At 57.3% G+C, this 20,623-nt stretch carries 21 protein-coding genes; 8 read left to right on the top strand and 13 right to left on the bottom strand.

What is annotated here, in order from left to right; all coding sequences use genetic code 11:
* Window positions 1-48 precede the first annotated feature (48 nt).
* From QWJ46_RS01435 to QWJ46_RS01465, 7 genes are all read right to left on the bottom strand, one after another.
* Window positions 49-870 carry a galactosyl transferase gene (locus QWJ46_RS01435; protein WP_302748729.1) on the bottom strand — a complete coding sequence of 274 codons (822 nt, stop codon included), beginning with the start codon at window positions 868-870 and terminating at the stop codon, window positions 49-51.
* A gap of 11 nt (window positions 871-881) precedes the next feature.
* Window positions 882-1,913 carry a polysaccharide pyruvyl transferase family protein gene (locus QWJ46_RS01440; RefSeq protein WP_302748730.1) on the bottom strand — a complete coding sequence of 344 codons (1,032 nt, stop codon included), beginning with the start codon at window positions 1,911-1,913 and terminating at the stop codon, window positions 882-884.
* Window positions 1,914-1,943: 30 nt separating this feature from the next.
* Window positions 1,944-3,446 carry a lipopolysaccharide biosynthesis protein gene (locus QWJ46_RS01445; protein WP_302748731.1) on the bottom strand — a complete coding sequence of 501 codons (1,503 nt, stop codon included), beginning with the start codon at window positions 3,444-3,446 and terminating at the stop codon, window positions 1,944-1,946.
* A 147-nt stretch (window positions 3,447-3,593) separates the two neighbouring features.
* Window positions 3,594-4,496 (bottom strand): exopolysaccharide glucosyl ketal-pyruvate-transferase, encoded by a 903-nt coding sequence (pssM, locus tag QWJ46_RS01450; RefSeq protein WP_368046065.1) that lies wholly within the window; start codon window positions 4,494-4,496, stop codon window positions 3,594-3,596.
* Complete coding sequence (locus QWJ46_RS31225) at window positions 4,493-4,999, bottom strand: DapH/DapD/GlmU-related protein (protein ID WP_368046066.1); 507 nt, start codon at window positions 4,997-4,999, stop codon at window positions 4,493-4,495. The genes pssM and QWJ46_RS31225 overlap by 4 nt, the downstream gene beginning before the upstream one ends.
* Complete coding sequence (locus QWJ46_RS01460) at window positions 4,999-6,150, bottom strand: glycosyltransferase (RefSeq protein WP_184453860.1); 1,152 nt, start codon at window positions 6,148-6,150, stop codon at window positions 4,999-5,001. The genes QWJ46_RS31225 and QWJ46_RS01460 overlap by 1 nt, the downstream gene beginning before the upstream one ends.
* 31 nt (window positions 6,151-6,181) lie before the next feature.
* The gene (locus QWJ46_RS01465) at window positions 6,182-7,255 is read right to left on the bottom strand and encodes an endo-1,4-beta-xylanase (protein ID WP_302748732.1); all 1,074 of its coding nucleotides are present in this window, start codon (window positions 7,253-7,255) and stop codon (window positions 6,182-6,184) included.
* Window positions 7,256-7,448: 193 nt separating this feature from the next.
* Here QWJ46_RS01465 and QWJ46_RS01470 point away from each other — a divergent pair, with 193 nt between their 5' ends.
* On the top strand, window positions 7,449-7,802 hold the full coding sequence (locus tag QWJ46_RS01470) for a hypothetical protein (RefSeq protein ID WP_302748733.1): 354 nt from the start codon (window positions 7,449-7,451) through the stop codon (window positions 7,800-7,802).
* 18 nt (window positions 7,803-7,820) lie between these two features.
* Here QWJ46_RS01470 and QWJ46_RS01475 read toward each other — a convergent pair whose 3' ends face one another.
* Window positions 7,821-8,690 (bottom strand): DUF6030 family protein, encoded by an 870-nt coding sequence (locus QWJ46_RS01475; protein WP_302748897.1) that lies wholly within the window; start codon window positions 8,688-8,690, stop codon window positions 7,821-7,823.
* A gap of 513 nt (window positions 8,691-9,203) precedes the next feature.
* Between QWJ46_RS01475 and QWJ46_RS01480 the strand changes: the two genes are divergently transcribed.
* The 7 genes from QWJ46_RS01480 to QWJ46_RS01510 all read left to right on the top strand — a co-directional run bounded on the left by QWJ46_RS01480 (window position 9,204) and on the right by QWJ46_RS01510 (window position 14,798).
* Window positions 9,204-9,836 carry a bifunctional 2-polyprenyl-6-hydroxyphenol methylase/3-demethylubiquinol 3-O-methyltransferase UbiG gene (locus tag QWJ46_RS01480; RefSeq protein ID WP_184453866.1) on the top strand — a complete coding sequence of 211 codons (633 nt, stop codon included), beginning with the start codon at window positions 9,204-9,206 and terminating at the stop codon, window positions 9,834-9,836.
* Between the two features lie 163 nt (window positions 9,837-9,999).
* Window positions 10,000-10,425, top strand: coding sequence for a helix-turn-helix transcriptional regulator (locus tag QWJ46_RS01485; protein WP_064804372.1), 426 nt, complete (start codon window positions 10,000-10,002; stop codon window positions 10,423-10,425).
* A gap of 9 nt (window positions 10,426-10,434) precedes the next feature.
* On the top strand, window positions 10,435-12,279 hold the full coding sequence (locus tag QWJ46_RS01490; protein ID WP_302748734.1) for a peptide antibiotic resistance protein: 1,845 nt from the start codon (window positions 10,435-10,437) through the stop codon (window positions 12,277-12,279).
* A gap of 20 nt (window positions 12,280-12,299) precedes the next feature.
* Window positions 12,300-12,512, top strand: coding sequence for a hypothetical protein (locus tag QWJ46_RS01495; RefSeq protein ID WP_085779099.1), 213 nt, complete (start codon window positions 12,300-12,302; stop codon window positions 12,510-12,512).
* A gap of 42 nt (window positions 12,513-12,554) precedes the next feature.
* The gene (locus QWJ46_RS01500) at window positions 12,555-13,742 is read left to right on the top strand and encodes a YcaO-like family protein (protein WP_302748898.1); all 1,188 of its coding nucleotides are present in this window, start codon (window positions 12,555-12,557) and stop codon (window positions 13,740-13,742) included.
* Window positions 13,739-14,446: a TfuA-like protein gene (locus QWJ46_RS01505; protein WP_302748735.1), complete on the top strand. Its 708-nt coding sequence runs from the start codon at window positions 13,739-13,741 to the stop codon at window positions 14,444-14,446. The genes QWJ46_RS01500 and QWJ46_RS01505 overlap by 4 nt, the downstream gene beginning before the upstream one ends.
* Before the next feature lie 103 nt (window positions 14,447-14,549).
* Window positions 14,550-14,798 (top strand): hypothetical protein, encoded by a 249-nt coding sequence (locus tag QWJ46_RS01510; protein WP_184453874.1) that lies wholly within the window; start codon window positions 14,550-14,552, stop codon window positions 14,796-14,798.
* 80 nt (window positions 14,799-14,878) lie between these two features.
* Here QWJ46_RS01510 and QWJ46_RS01515 read toward each other — a convergent pair whose 3' ends face one another.
* The 5 genes from QWJ46_RS01515 to QWJ46_RS01535 all read right to left on the bottom strand — a co-directional run bounded on the left by QWJ46_RS01515 (window position 14,879) and on the right by QWJ46_RS01535 (window position 20,623).
* Window positions 14,879-15,079: a hypothetical protein gene (locus QWJ46_RS01515; protein ID WP_302748736.1), complete on the bottom strand. Its 201-nt coding sequence runs from the start codon at window positions 15,077-15,079 to the stop codon at window positions 14,879-14,881.
* Window positions 15,080-15,287: 208 nt separating this feature from the next.
* Entirely contained in the window at window positions 15,288-15,494 is a 207-nt protein-coding gene (locus tag QWJ46_RS01520; protein WP_004676311.1) for a hypothetical protein, read from the bottom strand.
* A gap of 1,193 nt (window positions 15,495-16,687) precedes the next feature.
* Window positions 16,688-17,797 carry a glycosyltransferase family A protein gene (locus QWJ46_RS01525; RefSeq protein ID WP_184453876.1) on the bottom strand — a complete coding sequence of 370 codons (1,110 nt, stop codon included), beginning with the start codon at window positions 17,795-17,797 and terminating at the stop codon, window positions 16,688-16,690.
* Entirely contained in the window at window positions 17,787-19,547 is a 1,761-nt protein-coding gene (locus tag QWJ46_RS01530) for an ABC transporter ATP-binding protein (RefSeq protein ID WP_184454317.1), read from the bottom strand. Before QWJ46_RS01530 ends, QWJ46_RS01525 begins: the two co-directional genes overlap by 11 nt.
* Entirely contained in the window at window positions 19,547-20,623 is a 1,077-nt protein-coding gene (locus tag QWJ46_RS01535; RefSeq protein WP_184453878.1) for a glycosyltransferase family 2 protein, read from the bottom strand. The genes QWJ46_RS01530 and QWJ46_RS01535 overlap by 1 nt, the downstream gene beginning before the upstream one ends.

Here is a 20,623-nt window from a genome sequence, read left to right on the forward strand (position 1 = left end):
AAAAGCCTCATGATTTGACTGCCTATGCCTATTGGACGGATCGGTTTGCTATGCGGGATTCGACCGCGCCCCGCCGAAGAATTCGCGCCGGTAACCGCCGCCGAGAACCCTCAGCTTGCGAAAATTGCGCAACAACCGTCGCGGCTTCAGAAGTACGCCGCGATTGAGAAAATACTGCCGCATCAGGCTCGGCGCGCGGCTGTGCGATCCACCATGGGCGACCCGGTAGACTGCCCCCCGGAAGGGCAGTTTGGTCAGGGGCGCTCCGCGCTGGGCAAGAATGCCCGCAATGCGGACGTGGCTGCCCAGCATCGACTTGATCCAGTCGAGAGAGGCGTCTTCAAACCGCTGCGGCAGCTCATACAGATCGGCGCGAATGATCAGCGAGGTGCCGCAGAGATGGCTGAAGTCATCATGGCCGAGCAGAAAATTGCCGCCGTCGTCCCAGATGTAACCGTTGTCGATCGTCCATCCGTTGGCATCCCGGTTTTCCGATACATATTGCACGATCCGGGAGCTGACGAAATCGTCGTCATCGACAATCATGAAAAAGCGGCTGACGGCCGCGGCCAGCATGCCGCTCAGAACGCGCCGGCCTTTGTCTGCGCGGAAGGCATCGAGGAAGTCTTCCTTGCTGCCCTTTCCGAGTTCGTGCATGTCGTTCGGCGGAAACGTCACACGAACGGCGGAAAATTTCTCCGGCAGATCAGGCAGATCGGCCCCTTCGTTGGCTACGATGATGCCGCGCCAATCGCCATTGGTCTGATTGGAAATGGAGGCCACGGTCTGGCTGAGATTTGCCTTCAGCTTGCTCCAATCGCGCGCGTTGTCCTGATGTCGGACCGGGATGATGAAGGTGACAAGTGGCATCGAATTCCCCCTTAAGCCCGCAGGCCCACAGCTTCTTTTTCAGCGACGCGCCCCTTGGCAGCCTGCTGACGCGCCCACTCGATTCCGTCTTCGAGCGAGGTCGCTTTGTAGGAAAGGTCGGTTCCGCCGGAGAAAGCATTCATGAAGCGGCGGATCTTTCCATAGCTGTTGTCCAGCACCGCATGCGGACGGCCGAGCAGCAGCGAGCAGATATGGACGTGCAGGCGGTCGGTCACGATCGCGCGGGCGCGCGAAATCTGACTGATGCCACGCTCGAAGCGGTTATGAGCCGCAGCATCCAACCTGCGCAAGGCAACCTCGCTCGGCTTCAATGCGAGATAAGCGGAGGCTACGCCCAACTTCTTGGCGATGTCCACCTTCCGCTTCGATTCCGTAATCCAGTCTTCCACAGGAATATCGGAAGGAATCTTGCGATCACCGCCGCCAACGCGTTCCGCATCCTCCCGCAACATGGCGAGGACGGGAATCTGCGTCGCCCTTTCCGGCAGCGGGCCGATGGCGAAAGCCATATCCGGGCACAGCCGCACGGTGCAGTCGAAGTGCTTCTCGGAAAACTCCTTCGATTCTTCATCGCGCACCAGCAGTACGAAATTCTTGTGGCGTCCGATGGCCTTTTTGGACTGCTCGATGCGCTCGGGCGAACTGTAGTGGATCGATTGCGGGAACTGGACGATCTGCCGATCCGGGAAGCGTTCCATGATCATTTCGCGGAAGTCCTGGTGGGCGACCCAGATGTCGCCGAAATTGCCGCCGCCGTGAATGAAGATCGGACCGGTCGGCACACGCCGTTTCAGCTCGTCGGCGGAGAAGTCGTAGAGCCTGGAAACATAGTCCGGGCGCTTGCCGAAGCGATCCCTGAGATAGGCCATCTCTCCCAGCCAGATCGCCGAGTCGCCGCAATTGCGGATGTCGGGAAAGTCGAGAATCGCAAGCGGTTCATCGCGCGAGACATAGTCCTTCAGGCAATCATGGATCATGCCGTTGAGTTTTGCGATCAGCTCCGGTCTGGATTGGCTGGTCATTCTGCCTCTCTTGTTGATGTTCGTTTAACTTCAGGCCGATTTGGGTACGGCAATACGTTTTGCTTTTGACAGGAACTTGACAACGATACGCTGAACTTCAGTTTCCGGGCCATTTGGCTTCTTCATCGCCACCCAGAGAACAAAGCTCGACCCGGCGTAGATGATGCCGCCCGTGGTGACGAGGAAGGCGAGATAGAGCGCCAGATGCAGCTTGTCTGTAGGCATGCTCAGAATGTGCGACAATCCCCAGACGCCGGCGGCCATCAAGGCGACGCTGGCAAGCGCGCGGAAGTTGGCCGCAAGCTGCTGGAAGAACGGCAGATTGATCAAGCGCTTGACGAGAAGCATGTTGACCACGGTGGAAATCAGGCCGGTCAACACCCGGGCATAAACGACACCCGGAAGCCCGGCCATCATCAGGCCGGCGATGATGATGGGAATGCGGACCACCAGCATCTGCGTGTCGCGGATGAACAGCATCTTCGTATGGCCCTTCGCCATGCCGAGCGGCTGGACGAGTGAGCCGAGCGTCTGCAGGGCAAAGACCGATGCGAGCGCCTGGACGATGAAGATGGCGGGAATCCACTTCTCTCCCAAGGCAAGCCGCATCATCGGCTCGGCCACCACGGCCATGCCGATGCCCGCCGGAAGCGCCACAGCGGCCAGCAGCGCCTGTGCGCGCTGATAGGCTGCGATCAGCCGGACCGGATCGTTGCGGACCTTCGAGAAGCCTGGGTAGATCGTCTGATTCAACGGCGCCGTGGCCTCGCGCGTCGGCAGCGTCGAAAGGGTGTTGCCGACGGTGTAGTGGCCGAGCTGCGTGGCGCCGAGCAACTTTCCGATCAGCAGATATTCGATCCGCCAATTCAGCGTGTTGACGATCTGTCCGGCCGTCAGCCACACCGAGAACGAAAACAATTCGCGTGCGTGCCGAAAGGTGATGCGCGGCCAGAATGGCAGGACGGTGTAGGAAACGATGATATTGGTCACCTGATAGGCGAGGGTGCCGATCACGAGGGCCCAGTAACTCTGATAGATGGCCGCAATCGCCACCGTCACGATGAAGCCGACCAGCTTTTGCGAGACGTTGAGGACGAATTCCTGCCAGAAGATCAGATCGCGCTGGAGCATGACACGGCGTGGATTGGCAAGACCGCTCAAGAGCAGGCTGAAACTCAAGGCAAGCATGACGCTCGTCAGCCGCGGCTCATCATAAAATTCGGCGATCGGATAGGACGCGGCGGCAAACAGCAGCGCCAATATCGCGCTTCTCGTCACGCTCAAGGTCCAGACCGCGCTGAAGTGCGTTTCGCTGGGCGACTCGTGGCGGATAAGCGCCTGATTGAGCGAGAGTTCGGTGACCGAACTCAGAATGACCTGGATCGTCGTTGCAATGGCGACGAGACCGAAGTCAGCCGGCACCAGGTACCAGGCGAGTACGAAGGTGCTGAGCGCCGAGAGTCCGTTGACGATGGCGCGGGACAAACTCAGCCACATGCTGCCTTGAATCAGCCGGTCGGTAACACTGCTCATGGGCGAACGGCTCCCGAGGTCGATGACGTTGACCATTTCATCGGGCTGCAGGCCCATCCGGAGTGCTTCTTGCCCTTGCGGAAGCGGAGAGTATTGGCGGAATTAGAAAGCATCATGCCTTATTGCCTCGTCACGGAGTCTGCGACATCAAAGGGCGCTGGCCGTCTTCGTGGAAAAATCCTGCTTCAGCCGATCCAGCTCGACCAGCATTTTCTCGTGGGCTCTTACGATAGCCTCGTCGGAGCTGAGCTGTCCCGGCTTCTCAGCCACCCGCTGCAACGTCTTGACGGTCGAGCCGAAGACATAGTTGCCGGTCAGTTGCCGGATGCGGCGGTGGCGGAACGTGATGTTCTTCAACAGATATGTGTTTTTCCGCACCAAAGATGCGCCTGCTTCGACGAGGTTCGACGGGCCGATCGGATCGAAATCGATCTCCAGATCGAGCGCACTCGCCCAGTCATGCCACTTGGCGCGATTGCCCGGCGCGATCGGCCGGATCGCCCGCCACGGAACGCGCAGCGCATCTGAGATAATGCAGCCATGCATCGCTTCGGAGACGACCTTCTGCGATGCGCTGAGTTCGGTCAGAACCTTTTCCACCGACCAGCGGGGATCGATATAATGGATGCCGGCGAGGTCGCAGACCTTGTCCCAGCTGCCGTACATGGCGCTTTCGTAGTGCGGCATAAAGGAGACGGGGTAGCGCTTCTCAACGCTCTTCGCATCCCAGCAGCTGCGCGTCAGGATGCCCGAATCGCCGATGGCGTAGCTCGGATCGATGCCGAGGACCTCGGCGGTCTTTTTTCCGCGCACGAAGTAGAAGGTCCAGTTGCCGTCGACCTTCGGCGCGTTGGTGTAGCCGCCATAGCCCGAGCCGAAGACGATCTTCTGTATGTTCGGGTCGAAATTATCGTAGAGGATCGAACCGATGCCGAGAAAGAGCTGGCGCTCGTCGTCATTGAAGAAGGCGGGCAGCAGACGTTCCCAGAGCCAATGGTTCAGTTCGTCGCCGAAATTCTCGTGTTTCCCGCGATAGGCAAACATCTTCATCGTGCTTCTCCAGTCGGCAAGTGCGTCACGATCTGCGTGACCGTTTCGTCCTCGCGGGCCATGCGTCCGTAACGCGAAATGATCTTGATGTCGCTGCGGATTATCTTGGCCGGGTTGCCGGCCACGAGCGAGCGCGGCGGCACGCTCTTGGTCACCACCGAGCCGGAGCCGATGACGCATTCGTCGCCGATCTCCACGCCGGGCAGGATGATGCTGCGGGCGCCGATGAAGCAGCGTTTGCCGATCCTCGTGTGAAGGTAGAGACCGCGTGTGAGGTCGTGGGTCAGGATGGCGGCTTCGAAGGCGACATAGGTTTCGGCGCCGATATGCAGTCCCTTCGGATTGGTCTTGTCGAAGCGCACGCTCAGCGAAAAGCTGGCGGTCGGATCGATGTCCATACCCCAGAATTTCGTATAATAGAGCCACTTGGTCTTAACGATCCCGTTCCGCAGCGGCCGAAATACGTTCAGTCCCCATTTCGGCTTCTTTCCTGTCTGCACCATCAAGTCCGACCCCGGCTGGAAAATTGGTCTAGTACGGAACTGTAATAGTCCTCTAGCATCCCCGTTTGACGACGTATGTCGAAGCGCTCGGCCACCAGAAGCGGTGCCCGCGCGCTGAAGGCTGTCCACAGGGCCTGGTCGTTGAGCAGCCTTCCGACCGCTTCCGCCATGCCCGCGACATCCCGCTCCTCCACGAGATAACCAGTTTTCCCCTCTTCGATCGCTTCGCCCACGCCTCCCGAGCGGAATGCGACGACCGGAGTGCCGACGGCTTCGGCCTCCAGATTGGCGAGGCCGAAGGCTTCCGCGTGACCATTGTCGAGCGTCACGCTGCCGTGAAGATAGAGTTCCGCACTGGCGAGCAGATCCCTTATCTCCGTCTGCGACAGATTTTCATGGATCGTGACGCTTGGCAAGGAACGGCGCGCCAAAGCTTCGATTTCCTCCTTCAATGGTCCCTGTCCGACCATGACGAATTCAACCGGGGTGCCGGCCGCCGCCACGCGTGAAAGCGCGTCGATCATGAAGCGGTGGCCCTTATAGTCGACGAAACGGGCAATGGAAACCACCAGCCCCTTTTTTCGTGGACGCGGCTCCATTTTGAAGAGATCGAGATCGATGCCGATGTGATGGCGAAAGACGCGGTCGGCGCGGAAGCCGAGCGCCAGCAACCGCTCTCGGATGAAATCGGAAACGGCGATGTTCCAGCTGTTCCAGCCTGCCATCTCGCTCCGGCCCTTGGCGAAGAAACGCACCTGATTGAAGCCGCCCGGTTTTTTCGGATCGCCACGATAGGTGGCGTCGAAGCCATGAAACGTCGTGACGAGCGGCTTGCCGGCGGCGCGCGCGAGCGGACCGATGACATAGCCGTTCTTGCCGAAATGGGCATGGACAAGATCGGCTTGGCTGATCGCGGGAAAGAGAAAAGGCAGGCCGACCTGCGGGATTTTCAGAAGTAGCTCACCGGCCCGCGCAACGGGAGACCGACGAATGTCATGAACCGGGACAGTCGATTTTTTTGTATGGGCGGAAGAGATTCGCGAACCGGCAAGAATTTCAGCTTCGAAGGAGCGAAACGCCACCGCCTGGTTGAGAACAAATGCCTGGCTGGCAGGCAGAAATTTTTCCACGTAAATAACGGCTTTTCTCATGAATCTGTTCGCGTCTCCACTGTCTTGGCGATCACATTGCCTTTATTGCCCGCTTGATGCCGTCAATCGAACTTCTCGGATCGTTGTTTTCGTCGTAAAGATTAACGCGCTTCGTGCATGCCGCGCCGGGGTTGGTGTCCTTCTCGTCAAGCCCGCCATATTTCTCCGACATGCCCCAAACGGTGGCGCCTTTCAAGTCACCACGCTCGGCTGCGATGGTGATCACGTCACCGAAAATCTCGGCATAGGAGACCGGCGCGGAGCCTTTGTCGCGGTTGAGGAAGTGGCAGGACGCATCGAGTTCGGTGATAAAAACCCCGACACCCATATCCTTCAGCGTTGCACAGAATCGGCCCATGCCCTCCGGATCGATCCGATCGAGACCGGGGCGGAAATGCGATTGCAGCCCGACGGCACCGATCGGCGTCTTTCTGGCGACGAGATTCTCGACAATCTTCAGGATGCGTGCACGCTTCTGTTCGAACACGTCGGATTTTTTCTCCAGGTGCGTCTCGTTGAGAACCAGCATCGCGTCGGGATTGGCCTCGTGTGCCATGTCGAAGCTCATGCGGATATAGTCGTCGCCAAGAAGGCGTCGGAAAACGCAGTTCCGCAGATCCGGCACATCATATTCCAACGGCTCGTTCACCACATCCCACGCATCGATCGACTCCTTATAGCGACCGACAACCTGTTTTATATGACGGTTCATCGCCGCCCGAATGGTCGCAGCGTCGGTGATGGCGGACACCCAGTCGGGCGTGCGATACCAGACAAGCGTGTGTCCATAAACCCTCATGTTGTTTTTGCGTGCAAACGTAACGATTTGATCGGCAGGGCCGAAGGAAAAGACGCCTGGCCTTTTTTCCGTTGCATTCCACTTCAGCTGGTTTCGCGGCGTTATCGAATTGACGTTGTCGATGTATATCTGCGACGCAATCGGATTGCCGACATCCTCCGGATCGATCGCCGAACCGAACCGAAACGATTTTCTGTCGGCAAGGGCGCGAAGCCCCGCGGACGGCGGCACCTGCGCCAAAGCCTGACCCGCGCGGGCAGATAACAGGGCGAGCGGAACGGAGGCGAGGAAACGTCTTCTATTCATTCTTTCTCTCACTGTTGGCTGTGTTTAACGTCTTCGGCGGAATCGAAGGGCCAAGCTTGCGGATTACGATCCATCGCGGCTTCGATCTTAATTAATACATCGGTACGTATTTTCAGCGGCGTGGATAGCGACGGCAATTGTTAGACTTTTCTGCGTAATCCAAGATATTAAACCGCTGCGGAGGGAGCTCGTTATGGAGGATTGGTTTAACTATCTGATGAGCTATGCCGCTTTTTTTATGGCGACCGTTCGCAGCGGCGTATCCCTTTTTGATGATCGGCAGTTCGCGGCGTTTGCTCTCGGCGTTGTCGGCATCATTCTCATCCTGTTCGGCGCGCTCGTCAGAACCTCGTTGCTATTGCGTCGATCGGCACGCGTCGTTCGCTCGCTCAACGACGAACTTGCGCAGGCTACTCAGGATCTCAATGTAGAGCGTCTCTGGCGTCTGGCCGGCGGTGAAGGGGCCGAACGGCCAGGTCCAGACAGCTTGACGGAGCTTTACAGGGTCCTGTCCCGGCATCACGGTGATGCAGGTCGCATCGCCTGAAGTGCGCCGCATGCGGTTCTAATTGTGATTTACTGCCGGCGGCTCTTGATGGGGAAGTTCCGGCTGCGTGCGGTTGGCCGCAATTGCGGGCTCCGGCGCGGGAAGCCATGTTCTGCCGGAAAAGTAATTCCTCGCCCTTTTCTGGGGGCCCGACGTTGCCTCCAGCGTGAGGGTAAAATTGTATCGCTGCGGATTGAGCACTTCGTGGGTGAAGGCGATATTGGCTCCGAAGCCGTCTTCCTTGACATCCTTCAGGTTTTTTATCGCATTCAGGGTCTCATGAAAATCGAGCCATTGCGGTTGAAGCAGCATGGTTTCGAAAACTCGCAGGATAGCCGGATCGAGCTGGCCATTCTGATCCGTTCCGGGATTGACGATCTTCACGCGCATGCTGCTGATCGTGCCGGCGGCATCGCCACGAACAATGACGAAGATGGAATTCGCAAGCTGATCCTTTTCACGCTTGGCGCTGTGCTCGTAAAAGCATTCGAACGTGTCGGCGTTGAAGCTGGCCGCCGCCCATTCGCTGGTCTGAACGCCCGCCTGACGCAGCGCCGCGCACATTGCAGGCCCGGATATGCGCCATGTGCGCAGAAAGGCCGACGCGGTCTGTGCCACGGGCGCTTCGGTGGCATGCAGGGGAAGCTTGTAGACCGCCGGCGGCGCCGGTCTGGGAAGGGCTTTGGGCGGCGGCGGCTTAACCTCAGGGGGGAAAAGGTCGAAGCCGAAATAATGGCCAACCGCCTTTAAATGTTTCATGTCGTTGGACAGAAGCACCGTTCCGATGACCAGCGAGAGGGAAATCGTCAGCAACAACCAGAAGATCACGGGAATCCGCGGTTTTCCTGCCGGCTGTTTCGCATATGCGGGGGACGAATTATCGGGCAAGCTTGTCTTCTCCGGCACGCGAGAAGGGTTTCGTTGGTCTGTCTGGAGTATACATGATCCGGTTAAATATCCTTGGCTTCGTGTCTGCAACCGAGCGCCCTTTCATCCGCGCCCGCATGTTCGCCGAGAGCGCTTCAACAGGATTCCAGCCGAGAATTCCAATACAGCGTTCGGCAATTCGGCGAGGGCTAGCCGCTGATCTTGCCGCTTCTGTGGTGGCATAGAGGGGCGTTATCCGAATTGGATTGAAATAAATCCGAGTTTTTTGAAAATATTGTTGAATTGACATGATTAATTTCAGCTATCGGTCGAGCGTATTAAGATATTTAATGGCGATTTGGGGTAAATTGGCTTAATTTCAGCAATTTTTTCGCGCAGAGCGTTCAAAGTTATCTGGTGAATTCTAAATTATGCCGGACATATATTTATATCCTGAACGGATTTAGGCGAATTAGATCAAATTTTCGACGCATTAATCGATAGGGTTGCGTGCAACAGCAGAAAGGAGAGACCATGTCCATCGAGCTAGACGCAACCACTTATATTCACGCCAAACCGACAACCGCGCACTCCTACATCTTGCCCAAGATCTTCGATGTACTGGGGGATCATTTCGACGGTTCTGCGGAAAATGACGTCTTCGATCTCGGATGCGGCACCGGCGGTGCCGCTGCGGCTCTTGCGAAAGCAGGATATGATGTCGTCGGCGTCGATCCCTCCAGCGACGGGATCGGCAAGGCCAATATCCGTCATCCAGGTCTGGCGCTGAGCGTCGGTTCTGCCTATGACGACCTGTCCCGGGATTATGGCAGTTTCAGTGCCGTTATCAGCCTGGAGGTCGTCGAGCATGTCTACGATCCGAAGAGCTTCACCTCGACGATGTTTGATCTCGTCAAGCCGGGCGGCATCGCGGTGATATCGACGCCCTATCACGGCTATCTGAAGAATCTTGCACTGGCTGCGACGGGAAAAATGGACGATCACTTCATGCCGTTGAAGGATCATGGGCATATCAAGTTCTGGTCGAAAAACACATTGCGCACACTGTTGCTGGAGACCGGCTTCGATAACGTCCGTTTCGAATATGTTGGAAGAATTCCTGCCTTTGCCAAATCAATGATCGCCGTCGCCGACAAGCCGCTTTAGCCGGTCGGCGCGACATTGCGCCGTTCGCCGCAGTAGTCCGGAGGTTGTTTCTACTGCGTGCTGTGCAAAAAAAACCGTGATGAAATATTTACTTTTAGTTGCATTCTTGCTTAAACTCTCCATTATACAGCGGGCGTATTGATGAAGCGGGAGACTTAAGCAGATGAAGGCCAAATCGCCGAACTCCATCGATGTCTATGTTGGCAACCGCGTGAGAGTTCGGCGAAAGACGCTCGGCATGACCCAGCATGGTTTGGCCGAACTTCTTGGCATCACCTTCCAACAGATTCAAAAATACGAAAAAGGAACGAACCGGATCGGCGCCAGCCGCCTTCAGCGCATTTCCGAGATCCTTCGCGTGCCGGTCGGCTTCTTCTTCGAGAACGGCGGTTCCGGGCCGATCGAAGGCGAGACGAGCGAATTGAACAAGTTTTTGTCCTCGAAGGAAGGGCTCGCGCTCAATAAAGCGTTCATCGCCATCGAGGATCCCAACATCAGGCAGAAGCTGGTGGCGTTGGCCAAAAGTCTGGCGATGACGGGATTGCCTGACGTCGATAGCGACCTGCAGGATCCGGTTGTACACAACTGAGGATGGATCGTGCTTCATCTGCAGACATTCGGCGATCTGCGGCTGACTGAGTCGGATGGCGAGCCGGTTCGCTATCCGATCAAAGGTCTGTTGATGATGGCCCACATCTATGCGGGTGCGAGCCATGAACTCAGCCGTTATGAACTGGCCCAGTTTCTATGGAGCGACGTCGAGCCCGAATTGGCGCGGCTCAATTTGCGCAAAATGCTATCCCGCATCCGCGAGATGGACGGCGGACGCACTGACATAGCTTTCGATTTCACTGCCACGACGGTGTGCCTCAACAAGCAGGTGGTTTCCAGCGATTTGGATGTCTTTCGGGCCGGCGGCCCGCCGCTGGATCGACTACAGGCGATCGCCGAATCGACGCAGCGCGGTTTCATCGGAAATATCAAGCCGGCGACAAAGCAGATAGATGCCTGGATCAGGGCGCAGCGGGACGCCCATGCGCTGCAATTGCGTCAAGCATTGCTGGAGGCGTTGCCCGATGTGCAAAAGCCGGGCGCGGCGCGCATCATTTCCAGCGCCGCCCTGCAAATCCTCGAGCGGGATCCGAATGACGAGCAGGTCAGGGCATTGCTGCATCGGCTATCCGGCGGCGCATCGTTCGGCGAGAGATTGCCGGAAGGCGGCGGCCAAGCAAGGGTGGAGGTGAAGCGTCCCGAGCCCGGCAGCCAGTCGACCAATATTGAACACATATCGCCGATCCCGCGGATCCTTCCCCGTCTGGTGTTACTTCCCCCGACGGCGAAGCACGCCGATGCCGGACTTGCACTTGCCAACGCCCTGATCGAAGACGTCACAATCGAACTCTGTGCGCTTCGGCATATTTCCATCGTCGCTCCGCATACGGCCGGACAGATCCGCCGCGACTCCGAAAAAGCGACGGTGGTCGCCAGGCACTCGATCACGTATCTTCTCGACACCCGATTTTCCGAAGAGGGATTGTTCGCCCAGCTGATCTATTTCCCCACCGATGAGATCGTCTGGGCCAATCGCTTTAAGACGACCCCCGATATATTGCCGCGTCAAAGGCGCGTTCTCGCCCAGCAGTTGACCGAATCGGTGGCGCGTGAGCTGGCTGAAAACGAGGAGGAACGGCTACGTTTCGAAGCCAATCCTGAGGCGTATCACGCCTATCTCATCGGCTCCAGCCTGATGAGCAAGCTGACGCTGCCGCATATCCGCCGGGCAAGGAAGGCGTTCAAACAGTCGCTGTCGCATAGGTCGGATTTCTCTCCGTCATTTACCGGGCTGGCAAGAACTTTCACCAGCGAGTGGCTCGTGACGGCGCAGGGAAACAATGAACTGCTGCACCTGGCGGAGCAGCATGCGCTTCGCGCAATCGAACGAGATCCGGGATCGGCGGCGGGCCATCGCGAGCTCGGGGTCACCAGACTTTATCTTGGTGATGTGGATGCCAGCGTTGCAGCCCTTCATCTGGCGGAAGAGCTCAGTCCGCATTTTGCCGATGTCATCTACAGCCATGCCGACACGCTTGTGCATGCATCCCGCCCCGGCGACGCGCTCGCCAAGATCAGAAAGGCAATTTCGCTCAATCCGATTGCGCCTGACGCCTATCTCTGGTGTGCCGCGGGAGCAAGTTTCTTCCTGGAACAGTATGAGGAGGCCATCGCCTATGTCGAGGCGATGAAAGACAAAGCGCCGGCCCATCGTATCGCCGCGGCCAGTTGCGCAATGATCGGCGATCGAAAACGGGCACTCTTCCATCGGCAGCGCGCCGAAAGCATCAATCCGGTGTTCGACGTCGAGAAGTGGCTCGCCATCGTTCCCTTCAAGGAGCACTGGCAAAAAGAGCTATATCGGGAGGGCCTGTTGAAGGCTGGTTTTTAACAATAGCTGAGGGGCAAACCATGGCGAAAGCTGTCATTATAGGAATACCGGGCGAGGAAGGGCTTTGGCTCGCCGATCTCGACGCAGGCACCGTCAAACCGCTCAATCCGACGGGGGAATTGGCGACGGCGAGCAGCCTGCGCAAAGCCGGCGGCATATTCGTGAAGGGCGTCGATTTGGCCGTCGCCGTTTCGTCGGCGCAGGTCGCGCTTTCCGGTCACGTCGACGGCTGAGCCGGCATTCTGACGGACCGGTCGATATATTCCGACAGGATCATATCGCCGCGGGAAACTCTTTCCCGCGTCGAGCCTTTTTTAGCTCGGTTCGGTATAACAAGAGTTGCACGACATACCGGGCTTGATGACGTCGGAATTCCCGTCTGGTGCGCCTATACTCCGAATTCGCGCTCAATCGTGATTGCTCAGGGGAAGGGTCTGACCGATATCGACGCCAAAGTATCCACCGTCATGGAAGCCGTGGAACGGGCAGTTGCCGGCGAGCCTTTCGTCGATCTTGTCCGCAGCACCTCGTTCGGTCTGCAGGCGATGGGGCACAAGATCGATACGCTGAGCTGCCTGATCGCCATGCATAAACCCGATCTCGGGCCGGACGAGGAGACGGAATGGGTGGCCGGCATCAATATCCTCACCGGCGAGACGATTCATATCCCTTTTGAAGCGGTGCTGCTCGACCGCACGCGCGATGCGCGATACTGGATGTCATCTGACGGCTTGGCATCGGGAAATAATATCGAGGAGGCCGTTTTCCACGGTGTGCTCGAGCGGATCGAGCGGGATGCGCATGTACTATGGCAGGTTGGCGCGGAAAGGGATCGTTATGCCGGCTGCGTAGACCCCCGCGGCTTTCAGAATGATGCACTGACCGGGTTGATCGACAAGATCGAAAAATCAGGATTGGCGCTCCGGCTCTTCGATATCACAAGCGACATCGCCATTCCCTGTTTCACCGCCATTCTAGGGCCTGGGGGTTCCGTTCCAGGCCAGCGGGATCGCCACGGCGGCAGGGACATTCGCCTTGTCGAGGTGACCGGCGGTACGGGGGCCCATCCGTCTCCCGTGCGCGCGGCCATCCGAGCGGTAACGGAAGCCGCGCAATCCAGACTCACCTATATCAGCGGAGCCAGGGACGATATTTCTCCCGCCACGTTTTTGAGATCCTTGCCGCCGCTGATGCGGCGAGCCTTCGACGCAGTTCCCGTCTCGCCGGCTGCCGGTCCTGTCCACCACCGAACGCCGGGACATCGGGATCTGGCGCATTTGCTGCAGCATGTGCTGGAGGCTTTGCGAGACAAAGGGATCGGTTCGGTCATCGCCGTACGCCTCAGCGACGACACGCTTCCTTTTGGCGTCGTCAAGGTGGTTATCCCCGAACTCGAAAATCCGGAAGGGCCGCGTGCTCGCCAGTTTGGAACAAGGGCGCTCGCGAGAGCGATAGGTTTTTGAAGTTCATTTTCGCGGGTCCCAGTCTTCCCGACGCAGCCTCACTTGCCGGCGAGGGGATACGGGTCCTGCCGCCCGCTACGCAGGGCGATGTTCTGGCTGTGGTGGAACAGGGTGCCAATGTCATCGGCCTGATCGATGGCGGTTTCGAATACGCTGCACCGGTCTGGCATAAGGAAATTCTGCATGCTCTTTCGCTTGGCGTGGCGGTCCTCGGGGCGGCAAGCATGGGCGCGCTACGCGCTGCGGAATGTCATTCATTCGGGATGATCGGGGTCGGCCGCATTTTCGAAGACTATCGGACGGGTCGGCTGGTCGACGATGCCGCCGTTGCGCTCGTGCACGCGCCGAGCGCGCTGGGCGGCAAGCCGCTGACGATACCGCTCGTCAATGTCAGCGCCACGCTCGATGCCATGGAAAGGAATGAGTTGCTCCCAGATGGGCTGCGCCAAGTCATCGAAGACGCCGCGAGCGCAATATTTTTCAAGAGGCGGACGTGGCGGGCAATCGTCGAGCAATGCGCTGACGTAGCCGAGCCGGATCGCCCGCACCTTCTGGCCACCCTCCTGTCGCATTCCGTTGATCAGAAACGCATCGATGCGCTGGAATTGCTGGAGGTGGTGCAGTCGACCGCCGATATTCGCATGAATGCCGATTTGTCCTGGAAACTGCGCGAAACCTCGTTCTCCACACGGTCCGCATTGTGAAGCGAAGACGACGATCGTCACCGAGAGTTGTGTCACGCTTTTTTCACGGGCTCGACCACGTCAGCCCGCGTATCATTCCTTCCATTCGTTGGAGAAAATGGGCATGGGCGTGACATCGACTATTAAGCTAGATGGAGATCCGGGGGCGAAAGACGCTCTGGACGAACTGGTTGCACTGGCACGGATGATCGCCTATGCGCGACAGGTTGCTCAGGATGTCAAACTGCAATTCGCGACGAATTGCCTCGACCTTGCTCTTGAGGCGGTGAAGCAGGAAGTCGGGGAGGGGCTGACCAGAGAGTTGGCCGAATTGAGCTCTCCGGTTCCCCTGGTGAGCATAAAAAGTCATTAGAGCGCCGTGCGTCCTGTCGGGCGCACAAAGGACGCTTTAACAAACACCCTGATCTATGCATCGCGCTTTCCGAAAATCGATTACGGTTCCAGGCCGATGTGCCGGGCGGCACCTTGCTGCTTCAGAACTTTGGATAACCCGTGAAAATTAACGTGGGCTTTGAGGTTATGGGCGCTTTGTACCGGTGATGGGTCGCGAATAGTGGGCTTGATCGGTTCAAAAGACGGGTGCTGCCGGCTGAAATACGAGCCGCCCTGCAGACTCAATGTATCGGCGATCATCTGAATTGTTAGCTCCGAAAAGGTCCCGGCATTTCGCGGGCCGCTGGACGACTGCCGTTCATTCAGAACTTATTCGACGCCCTGCATAAAGATAGGTTCAAAATGAATGGTAAGCGTTTTCGTTGACGTTGTCTCCGGGCAAGGAGACGGCGACGATTTTCGTTTCAGCGGTCGTCTGCCGACCGGCCAGCCTGGCCGACCCCTGATCTCAATGGGTCAAATTGCGCTTCTGTGCCAGCAGTAAAATGTAATCGTCGGCAATGTCCGCGATGGCCATTGCGACTTCCGCCGGATCGCACCCCTCGACCTTCGTGTTTGCAATGAACTGATAAACCGCCTTCTCAATCTGTTTCCGGCAGATCATCACGCGTTCATCATAACCAAATTCCGGAATCTGCGATGCCATATCACTCATCAGGTCGGCTCCTCACTACTTACAGTGACCATGACACAAATTATAAGTTGAGCAAGCAAATGCTTTATGAACGGTTAATTCGACGGCGGGTGCGACCATTTCGACACAGGTTTGGCCATAAGCGGACATTCAGCCCGTTGAATGAGGTGAGGTCTTTCGTGCTGGAGGTTCATCGTTCCATGTCGGGGGAGCCGCTCGACCGAAGCTGGTCGTCTCCTAGGCTGCGGCTTGTCGTTGCGAGGGTCTCGGCTCATCAGGACAACTTGTCATGATCAGTCGAAGCTGCCCTTATACCGGTCTGGCCAGTGGCGTGATGAATGGTGATAATCCTTTGATTTGCCGCCATATTAAAGTTTCATTCGTCTCCAGATCATCATTCGTTGATGTTGAATTACGTCGCCAGGTCTTTGGAGCCGGCCAGTCCAGACACTGCCGGGCAATCGGTCGTGGCCGCCTCGTTTATAATACCGGTTAGTCACGCCGCTGCCGACAAGGGCAAATCGGAAATAACGTCGGCAGTTTTACTTTTTTCTGAAAGAATTTGTCGCTGTTCGCTGTGGGTTCAAAATTTAATAATCCCATGGATGAGTAAAGTATTAATAAAATTTTACCAAAAGGTAAAAATATTTATTTCACATAAAAGTTGTATTTAAATATCCATTATAAGCTGAATGAGGTTTGTCTAATAATTATTCGAGGATGTGGTAACCGAAACATAGTAGAGACAATGTGATTGACTATAATAGATGATAATATCGCCTGTGTGACGACTTCTTGCTGTGCGCCGGGCCACTGAGTGGAAGCATTCGGCATTAATTGCAATGTTGCCGAGACGATGCGCTGTAAAACGGCAGCCTTGGTCCTGTCGATATCGCGGATTTCTCGTCGTCCGACGCAGGATTCATCACTGTTTACTCTGCGCCAACCTTCGCAAGTGCGAGGACCCGCCGGGGTGGTGACGGGTCCTCGGGTAAGATTGCCTGCACAGTACGAAGATATGATTGCTGTTAAAGTCTATACTGTCACGGATTATTGTTGGGTAGTTATGTTTTCCCACAATTTATTGTCTTATCGTTATGCCAATATTTGTATTTTTTGAAGTTTTTACTTCAAAATAATGAGATGGTCGCCGGCGGAGTGGAAAGCGCCGGCTTCCGAAGCATTTTCGTTCTCGCTCGATTGGCGGAGATGCTCTACCTTCGCGAGGTCGCAATGGACTCTCCGCAGCACCGGTCGATCTTCGATAAGCGCCGGAACAAGGCCTTCGTCCGGAAGCGTGACCACCCGCCGACCAGCGGGATAAGGGGGTCTAATTCCTCGAATTTCTTAAAATACTTCTGCTTTGATTGCCTGACCGGCCGGACTTTGGCCAAAGCCCTGTTTGTGGCTCTGTTGGCTTTTGAGAAGATCAGTTTGATTACGACGGCCACAGCAAGCAGGGGGCTATGACGATAGATGTGCCTAAGCGAGGTGGCGGCGCTGTGCCAATCTTTCAAAGCTGCAAATTTTGAGAATGCATACAGGTGAGCCGAGGCGTGGGCGCAGCTGACGACGAAAGCGGGAAGCTCCGGGTTGCGGGAGACACATTGCTCGGTCACTGCCAAAAGCGACCGCGCCATTCGGGACCTGTCGGCAGACATGGCTGCGGAATGAAGGCGATAGCCCACCAGACCGAGTGGCACTGCCTCGATCTTGAAATGCTCGGCGGTGCGGAGTTCGAAATCGAAGTCTTCGCATCCTCCAATTCCTCGATCGGCATAGCTCGGATCGTAGCCGCCGATTTTGTCTATGACGGCGCGGCGCACCATGAAGCCGCTGCCATTGCCGACAAAGCGGAAGACGAGGTGGCGAATGAGAATGGATTCCCGGGCGTTGAGCGACGAGCCGGACCTCGTGCAATATCCCTCGGAATCGACGAAACGGTGAAGGGCATATACTGCACCCCACGCGTCCGGCAGGGGATGGAGCGCTGACAGCATCCTTTCGACATAAGTGGGATGCCAGAGATCGTCTGCGTCGATGAAGGCTATATAGCTAGACCTGGATGCCTCGATCCCGGCATTGCGCGCCGCGGCTACACCACGATTTTCGGTCGACAGGATCGTGATCCTCGGATCAGCTGCGGCGAACTCGCGACAGATCGATGCGGTATCATCGGTGGAGCCGTCGTCCACGACGATGATTTCGAGTGCCGAATGGGTCTGGTCGACAACCGATCGAAGTGTGGCGGCGATGAACTCTTCGGCATTGTAGGCAGGGATGACGACTGCCACCGTCAATCCGGATAGAGGCTCAGCCGCCATAGAGCAACCCATCCGCTGTTGTGGCCGGACGCAGGTCGATCCGGTTCTTCATCAACCTTGCGACCGACGGGCGATGGCTGACGACGATCAGGGTCCGGCCGTCATATTCCCTGAGCAGGAGGGAGAGCACGCGCCCCTCCGTCTCCTCGTCGAGTGCGCTGGTCGCTTCGTCCAGGAGCAATATGTCGGGCCGGCCGGCCAGCGCCCGCGCCAGACCGATGCGCTGTCGTTGCCCACCCGAAAGCCGGATCGCTTCGTCGCCCAGCCATTCGTCGAAGCCGTAGGGCAGATTCTCGATGAATTCGGTGGCGCAGGCCATATCTGCCGCCCAGCGGACATCCTCCTCAAGGATGTCGCGACGGAAGCGGATATTGTCGAGGACGGAGCCATCCATAAGCTCGACGTCTTGGCCCGAGACCGCGAGCAGGCGCAGCCAGCTGGATCGCTCGATAGTCGAGAGGTCCTTGCCATCGATCGTGATCCGGCCTTCGGTCGGCTGAATAAGGTCGAGAAGCATGTTGATGATCGTCGTTTTGCCGGAGCCGCTGGGTCCGGTCAGAGCCGTGGTCTCGCCTGCCCTGATCGAGAAGCTGGCATGACGCACGGCAGGCATTCTGGCCTCTTCGTAGAAGAAGGATACATCGTGGAAAACGATCTCCTGTTTTAGATGTCGCAGTTCCTCTCCGCCTGCAGTTTTTCTGGCGTCGTCCTGTTCCGCGATCAGCGCGAGCACGTTTTGCAGTGAGGCTTCGATTTCATGCAAGCGCAGCAGCTGGGAATCGAATTGCTTGATATGTGGCTGGAGCCTGTAAAGAAGTATCGTGGCAGACAGGGCGGCCCGAAAATCGACCGGCAGGACCTGCGAGGACAGGATGATCGTCAGGATCACCCCGAATGTCAGCGTTTCGCTCAGAAGCGACGTTGCTGCCCCCATCCGATCCGAACGGCGCCAGGTTTCCCCCACTGTCTTGGACAAGGTTTCGAAAATACCTTTGTGGTCGTCTTCCAGACCGAAGCTCTTCACCGCCTTTAAGGTCTGCAATGTGGTCCAGCTCAGATGGGTCAATTCTTCCAGAGCTGAAAGACTGGCGGCGCCAAGACGGCGATAGGCAGCTGCAAACAAGCCGAGGCTGAGGTTATGGACGACGCCGAACATCACCGCGAGCACAGCAATCGGCCATGCCATTACGAGCATTCCGGCCCCGAAAATGATGATGGTCCCGAGACTGATTCCCAGGCGCACAAGGCCGGTATGAGCTGAGGCCACGGAATAGGATTCGGTGGCGATGACATTGATCAGATCGCTGCGCTCATAGCGTTGAAATCGCTGGAAGGGGATCGTCAGAATCTTTGCATAAAGACGGTGACGAATACTCTCGCTGATCTGATGGCTTACGGTGCTTGCGATGATGTCGTTGACGAAGCCCAGAATGATCCTCAGGATGATCGCGCAGATCAGCACGGCGACTAGCATCGACTTCGTGATGGAAGATTCCAATCCGCCAAAGTATGCCGGTAGCCAGGCGACGGACCCGGAAGCAGGGCTTTGTTGGCTGAGGGCAAAAACGAGGCTGACCAGCAAGGTTATCCCCACCATTTCCGATAGCCCGGTCAGGATACCGATGACGATCAGGACGGAGGTCTTCAACCGGAGCGAGGGAACGAGCTCCAGAAGTTCGCGAAAACGCGCTGCGACAATAACGTTGAAGGCGCCCCACGACCTGCGGAGAACGGGTTTCCGTAGCGTCATCATAAATGATCCATCCGGGACTTGATGAGCTCGCCTGTCCGTATCGTTGGCGTGGCTGCGACAAGGTCGTAAAACGACGTGCCGCTGATGGGGAGCGCCACGCTTTTCGGAGCCGCCCCTTTCGGCCACGCGTGCGACCTACGACGTATCCGTTTCAACAGTTTCCTGCGCTGCCGCTTCGCTTGGCGCCACAGATGCCTTACAGCCTGGCCGACAAGCCTTGACGGGAATCTCCTGACAAGGAGAGGCGCCACTTTCCTGACCTGCCCGTAGTTGCCGCCGGCAAACGCCTGCTTGAAATACCAGCACGCCGTATGGAATTCCGCCCGGGTGGCGGCGGCGGCAAGATCGGGATGGCGCCGCTTCACGTCTGCCATCACCAGAGCGTGGGATTTCAGCATGCGCGAGGCGTTGCTCGACATGTTGCCTGCGGTAAAACGATAACCGGTCAGGAAATCGGGAGCCACTGCAAAGGGTAGTCTTTCAGCCAATGCGAGATAGAGCTTCAGGTCCTCGCATCCCTCGGCTCCCTGATCACGCAGGGCAGAATCATAACCCCCGCATGCCAGGACTTCCGCCCGCGGCATGAGGGGGGTGCTGCCGTTGCCGATGAAATTTTCCCCGACCAATATTTCGAAGACATCGCCCTCATAGAGCACGGGACCCGAATGGCTGAAAATCACGTCGTTCCCGTCGATTGCCGCGTACCAGTTGTAGGCGACGCCGTGGCCTGTCGACAATTTCCCGAGTGCGCGGACTTGCATCTCGATTTTTAGAGGGTGCCAGAGGTCATCGGCATCGATCGGTGCGATGTAGCTGCCGCGGGCCTCTTCTATACCGTAGTTGCGGGCACGGGCGACGCCGCCGTTTTGCTGGCGAAGGACACGAACGCGCGGGTCAGAAAGGCGATATTCTGTCGCCAGTTCGAATGTTTCGTCCCGCGATCCATCGTCCACGACGAGGATCTCGAGGTGTTCATAGGTTTGGGCCGAGACGCTTCGCAGCGTTTGCACGAGGGTCGCTTCCGCATTGTACGCGGGAATGATGACGGTCACCAAAAGAGGGTCAATGATCAT

Origin of the sequence: Rhizobium sp. CBN3 (genome assembly GCF_030518245.1) — a bacterium.
In the GTDB taxonomy this organism is placed as follows: Bacteria; Pseudomonadota; Alphaproteobacteria; order Rhizobiales; family Rhizobiaceae; genus Rhizobium; species Rhizobium aethiopicum_A.

What these genes read in the sequence shown, in the direction of transcription:
- pssM (WP_368046065.1), bottom strand. Translation starts at nt 4,496, where the DNA reads ATGAAGATGTTTGCCTATCGCGGGAAACACGAGAATTTCGGCGACGAA.
- QWJ46_RS01460 (WP_184453860.1), bottom strand. Translation starts at nt 6,150, where the DNA reads ATGAGAAAAGCCGTTATTTACGTGGAAAAATTTCTGCCTGCCAGCCAG.
- QWJ46_RS01485 (WP_064804372.1), top strand. Translation starts at nt 10,000, where the DNA reads ATGAAGGCCAAATCGCCGAACTCCATCGATGTCTATGTTGGCAACCGC.
- QWJ46_RS01495 (WP_085779099.1), top strand. Translation starts at nt 12,300, where the DNA reads ATGGCGAAAGCTGTCATTATAGGAATACCGGGCGAGGAAGGGCTTTGG.
- QWJ46_RS01435 (WP_302748729.1), bottom strand. Translation starts at nt 870, where the DNA reads ATGCCACTTGTCACCTTCATCATCCCGGTCCGACATCAGGACAACGCG.
- QWJ46_RS01480 (WP_184453866.1), top strand. Translation starts at nt 9,204, where the DNA reads ATGTCCATCGAGCTAGACGCAACCACTTATATTCACGCCAAACCGACA.
- QWJ46_RS01445 (WP_302748731.1), bottom strand. Translation starts at nt 3,446, where the DNA reads ATGAGCAGTGTTACCGACCGGCTGATTCAAGGCAGCATGTGGCTGAGT.
- QWJ46_RS01535 (WP_184453878.1), bottom strand. Translation starts at nt 20,623, where the DNA reads ATGATCATTGACCCTCTTTTGGTGACCGTCATCATTCCCGCGTACAAT.
- QWJ46_RS01515 (WP_302748736.1), bottom strand. Translation starts at nt 15,079, where the DNA reads ATGATCGCCGATACATTGAGTCTGCAGGGCGGCTCGTATTTCAGCCGG.
- QWJ46_RS01530 (WP_184454317.1), bottom strand. Translation starts at nt 19,547, where the DNA reads ATGACGCTACGGAAACCCGTTCTCCGCAGGTCGTGGGGCGCCTTCAAC.
- QWJ46_RS01470 (WP_302748733.1), top strand. Translation starts at nt 7,449, where the DNA reads ATGGAGGATTGGTTTAACTATCTGATGAGCTATGCCGCTTTTTTTATG.
- QWJ46_RS31225 (WP_368046066.1), bottom strand. Translation starts at nt 4,999, where the DNA reads ATGGTGCAGACAGGAAAGAAGCCGAAATGGGGACTGAACGTATTTCGG.
- QWJ46_RS01520 (WP_004676311.1), bottom strand. Translation starts at nt 15,494, where the DNA reads ATGAGTGATATGGCATCGCAGATTCCGGAATTTGGTTATGATGAACGC.
- QWJ46_RS01525 (WP_184453876.1), bottom strand. Translation starts at nt 17,797, where the DNA reads ATGGCGGCTGAGCCTCTATCCGGATTGACGGTGGCAGTCGTCATCCCT.
- QWJ46_RS01440 (WP_302748730.1), bottom strand. Translation starts at nt 1,913, where the DNA reads ATGACCAGCCAATCCAGACCGGAGCTGATCGCAAAACTCAACGGCATG.
- QWJ46_RS01510 (WP_184453874.1), top strand. Translation starts at nt 14,550, where the DNA reads ATGGGCGTGACATCGACTATTAAGCTAGATGGAGATCCGGGGGCGAAA.
- QWJ46_RS01465 (WP_302748732.1), bottom strand. Translation starts at nt 7,255, where the DNA reads ATGAATAGAAGACGTTTCCTCGCCTCCGTTCCGCTCGCCCTGTTATCT.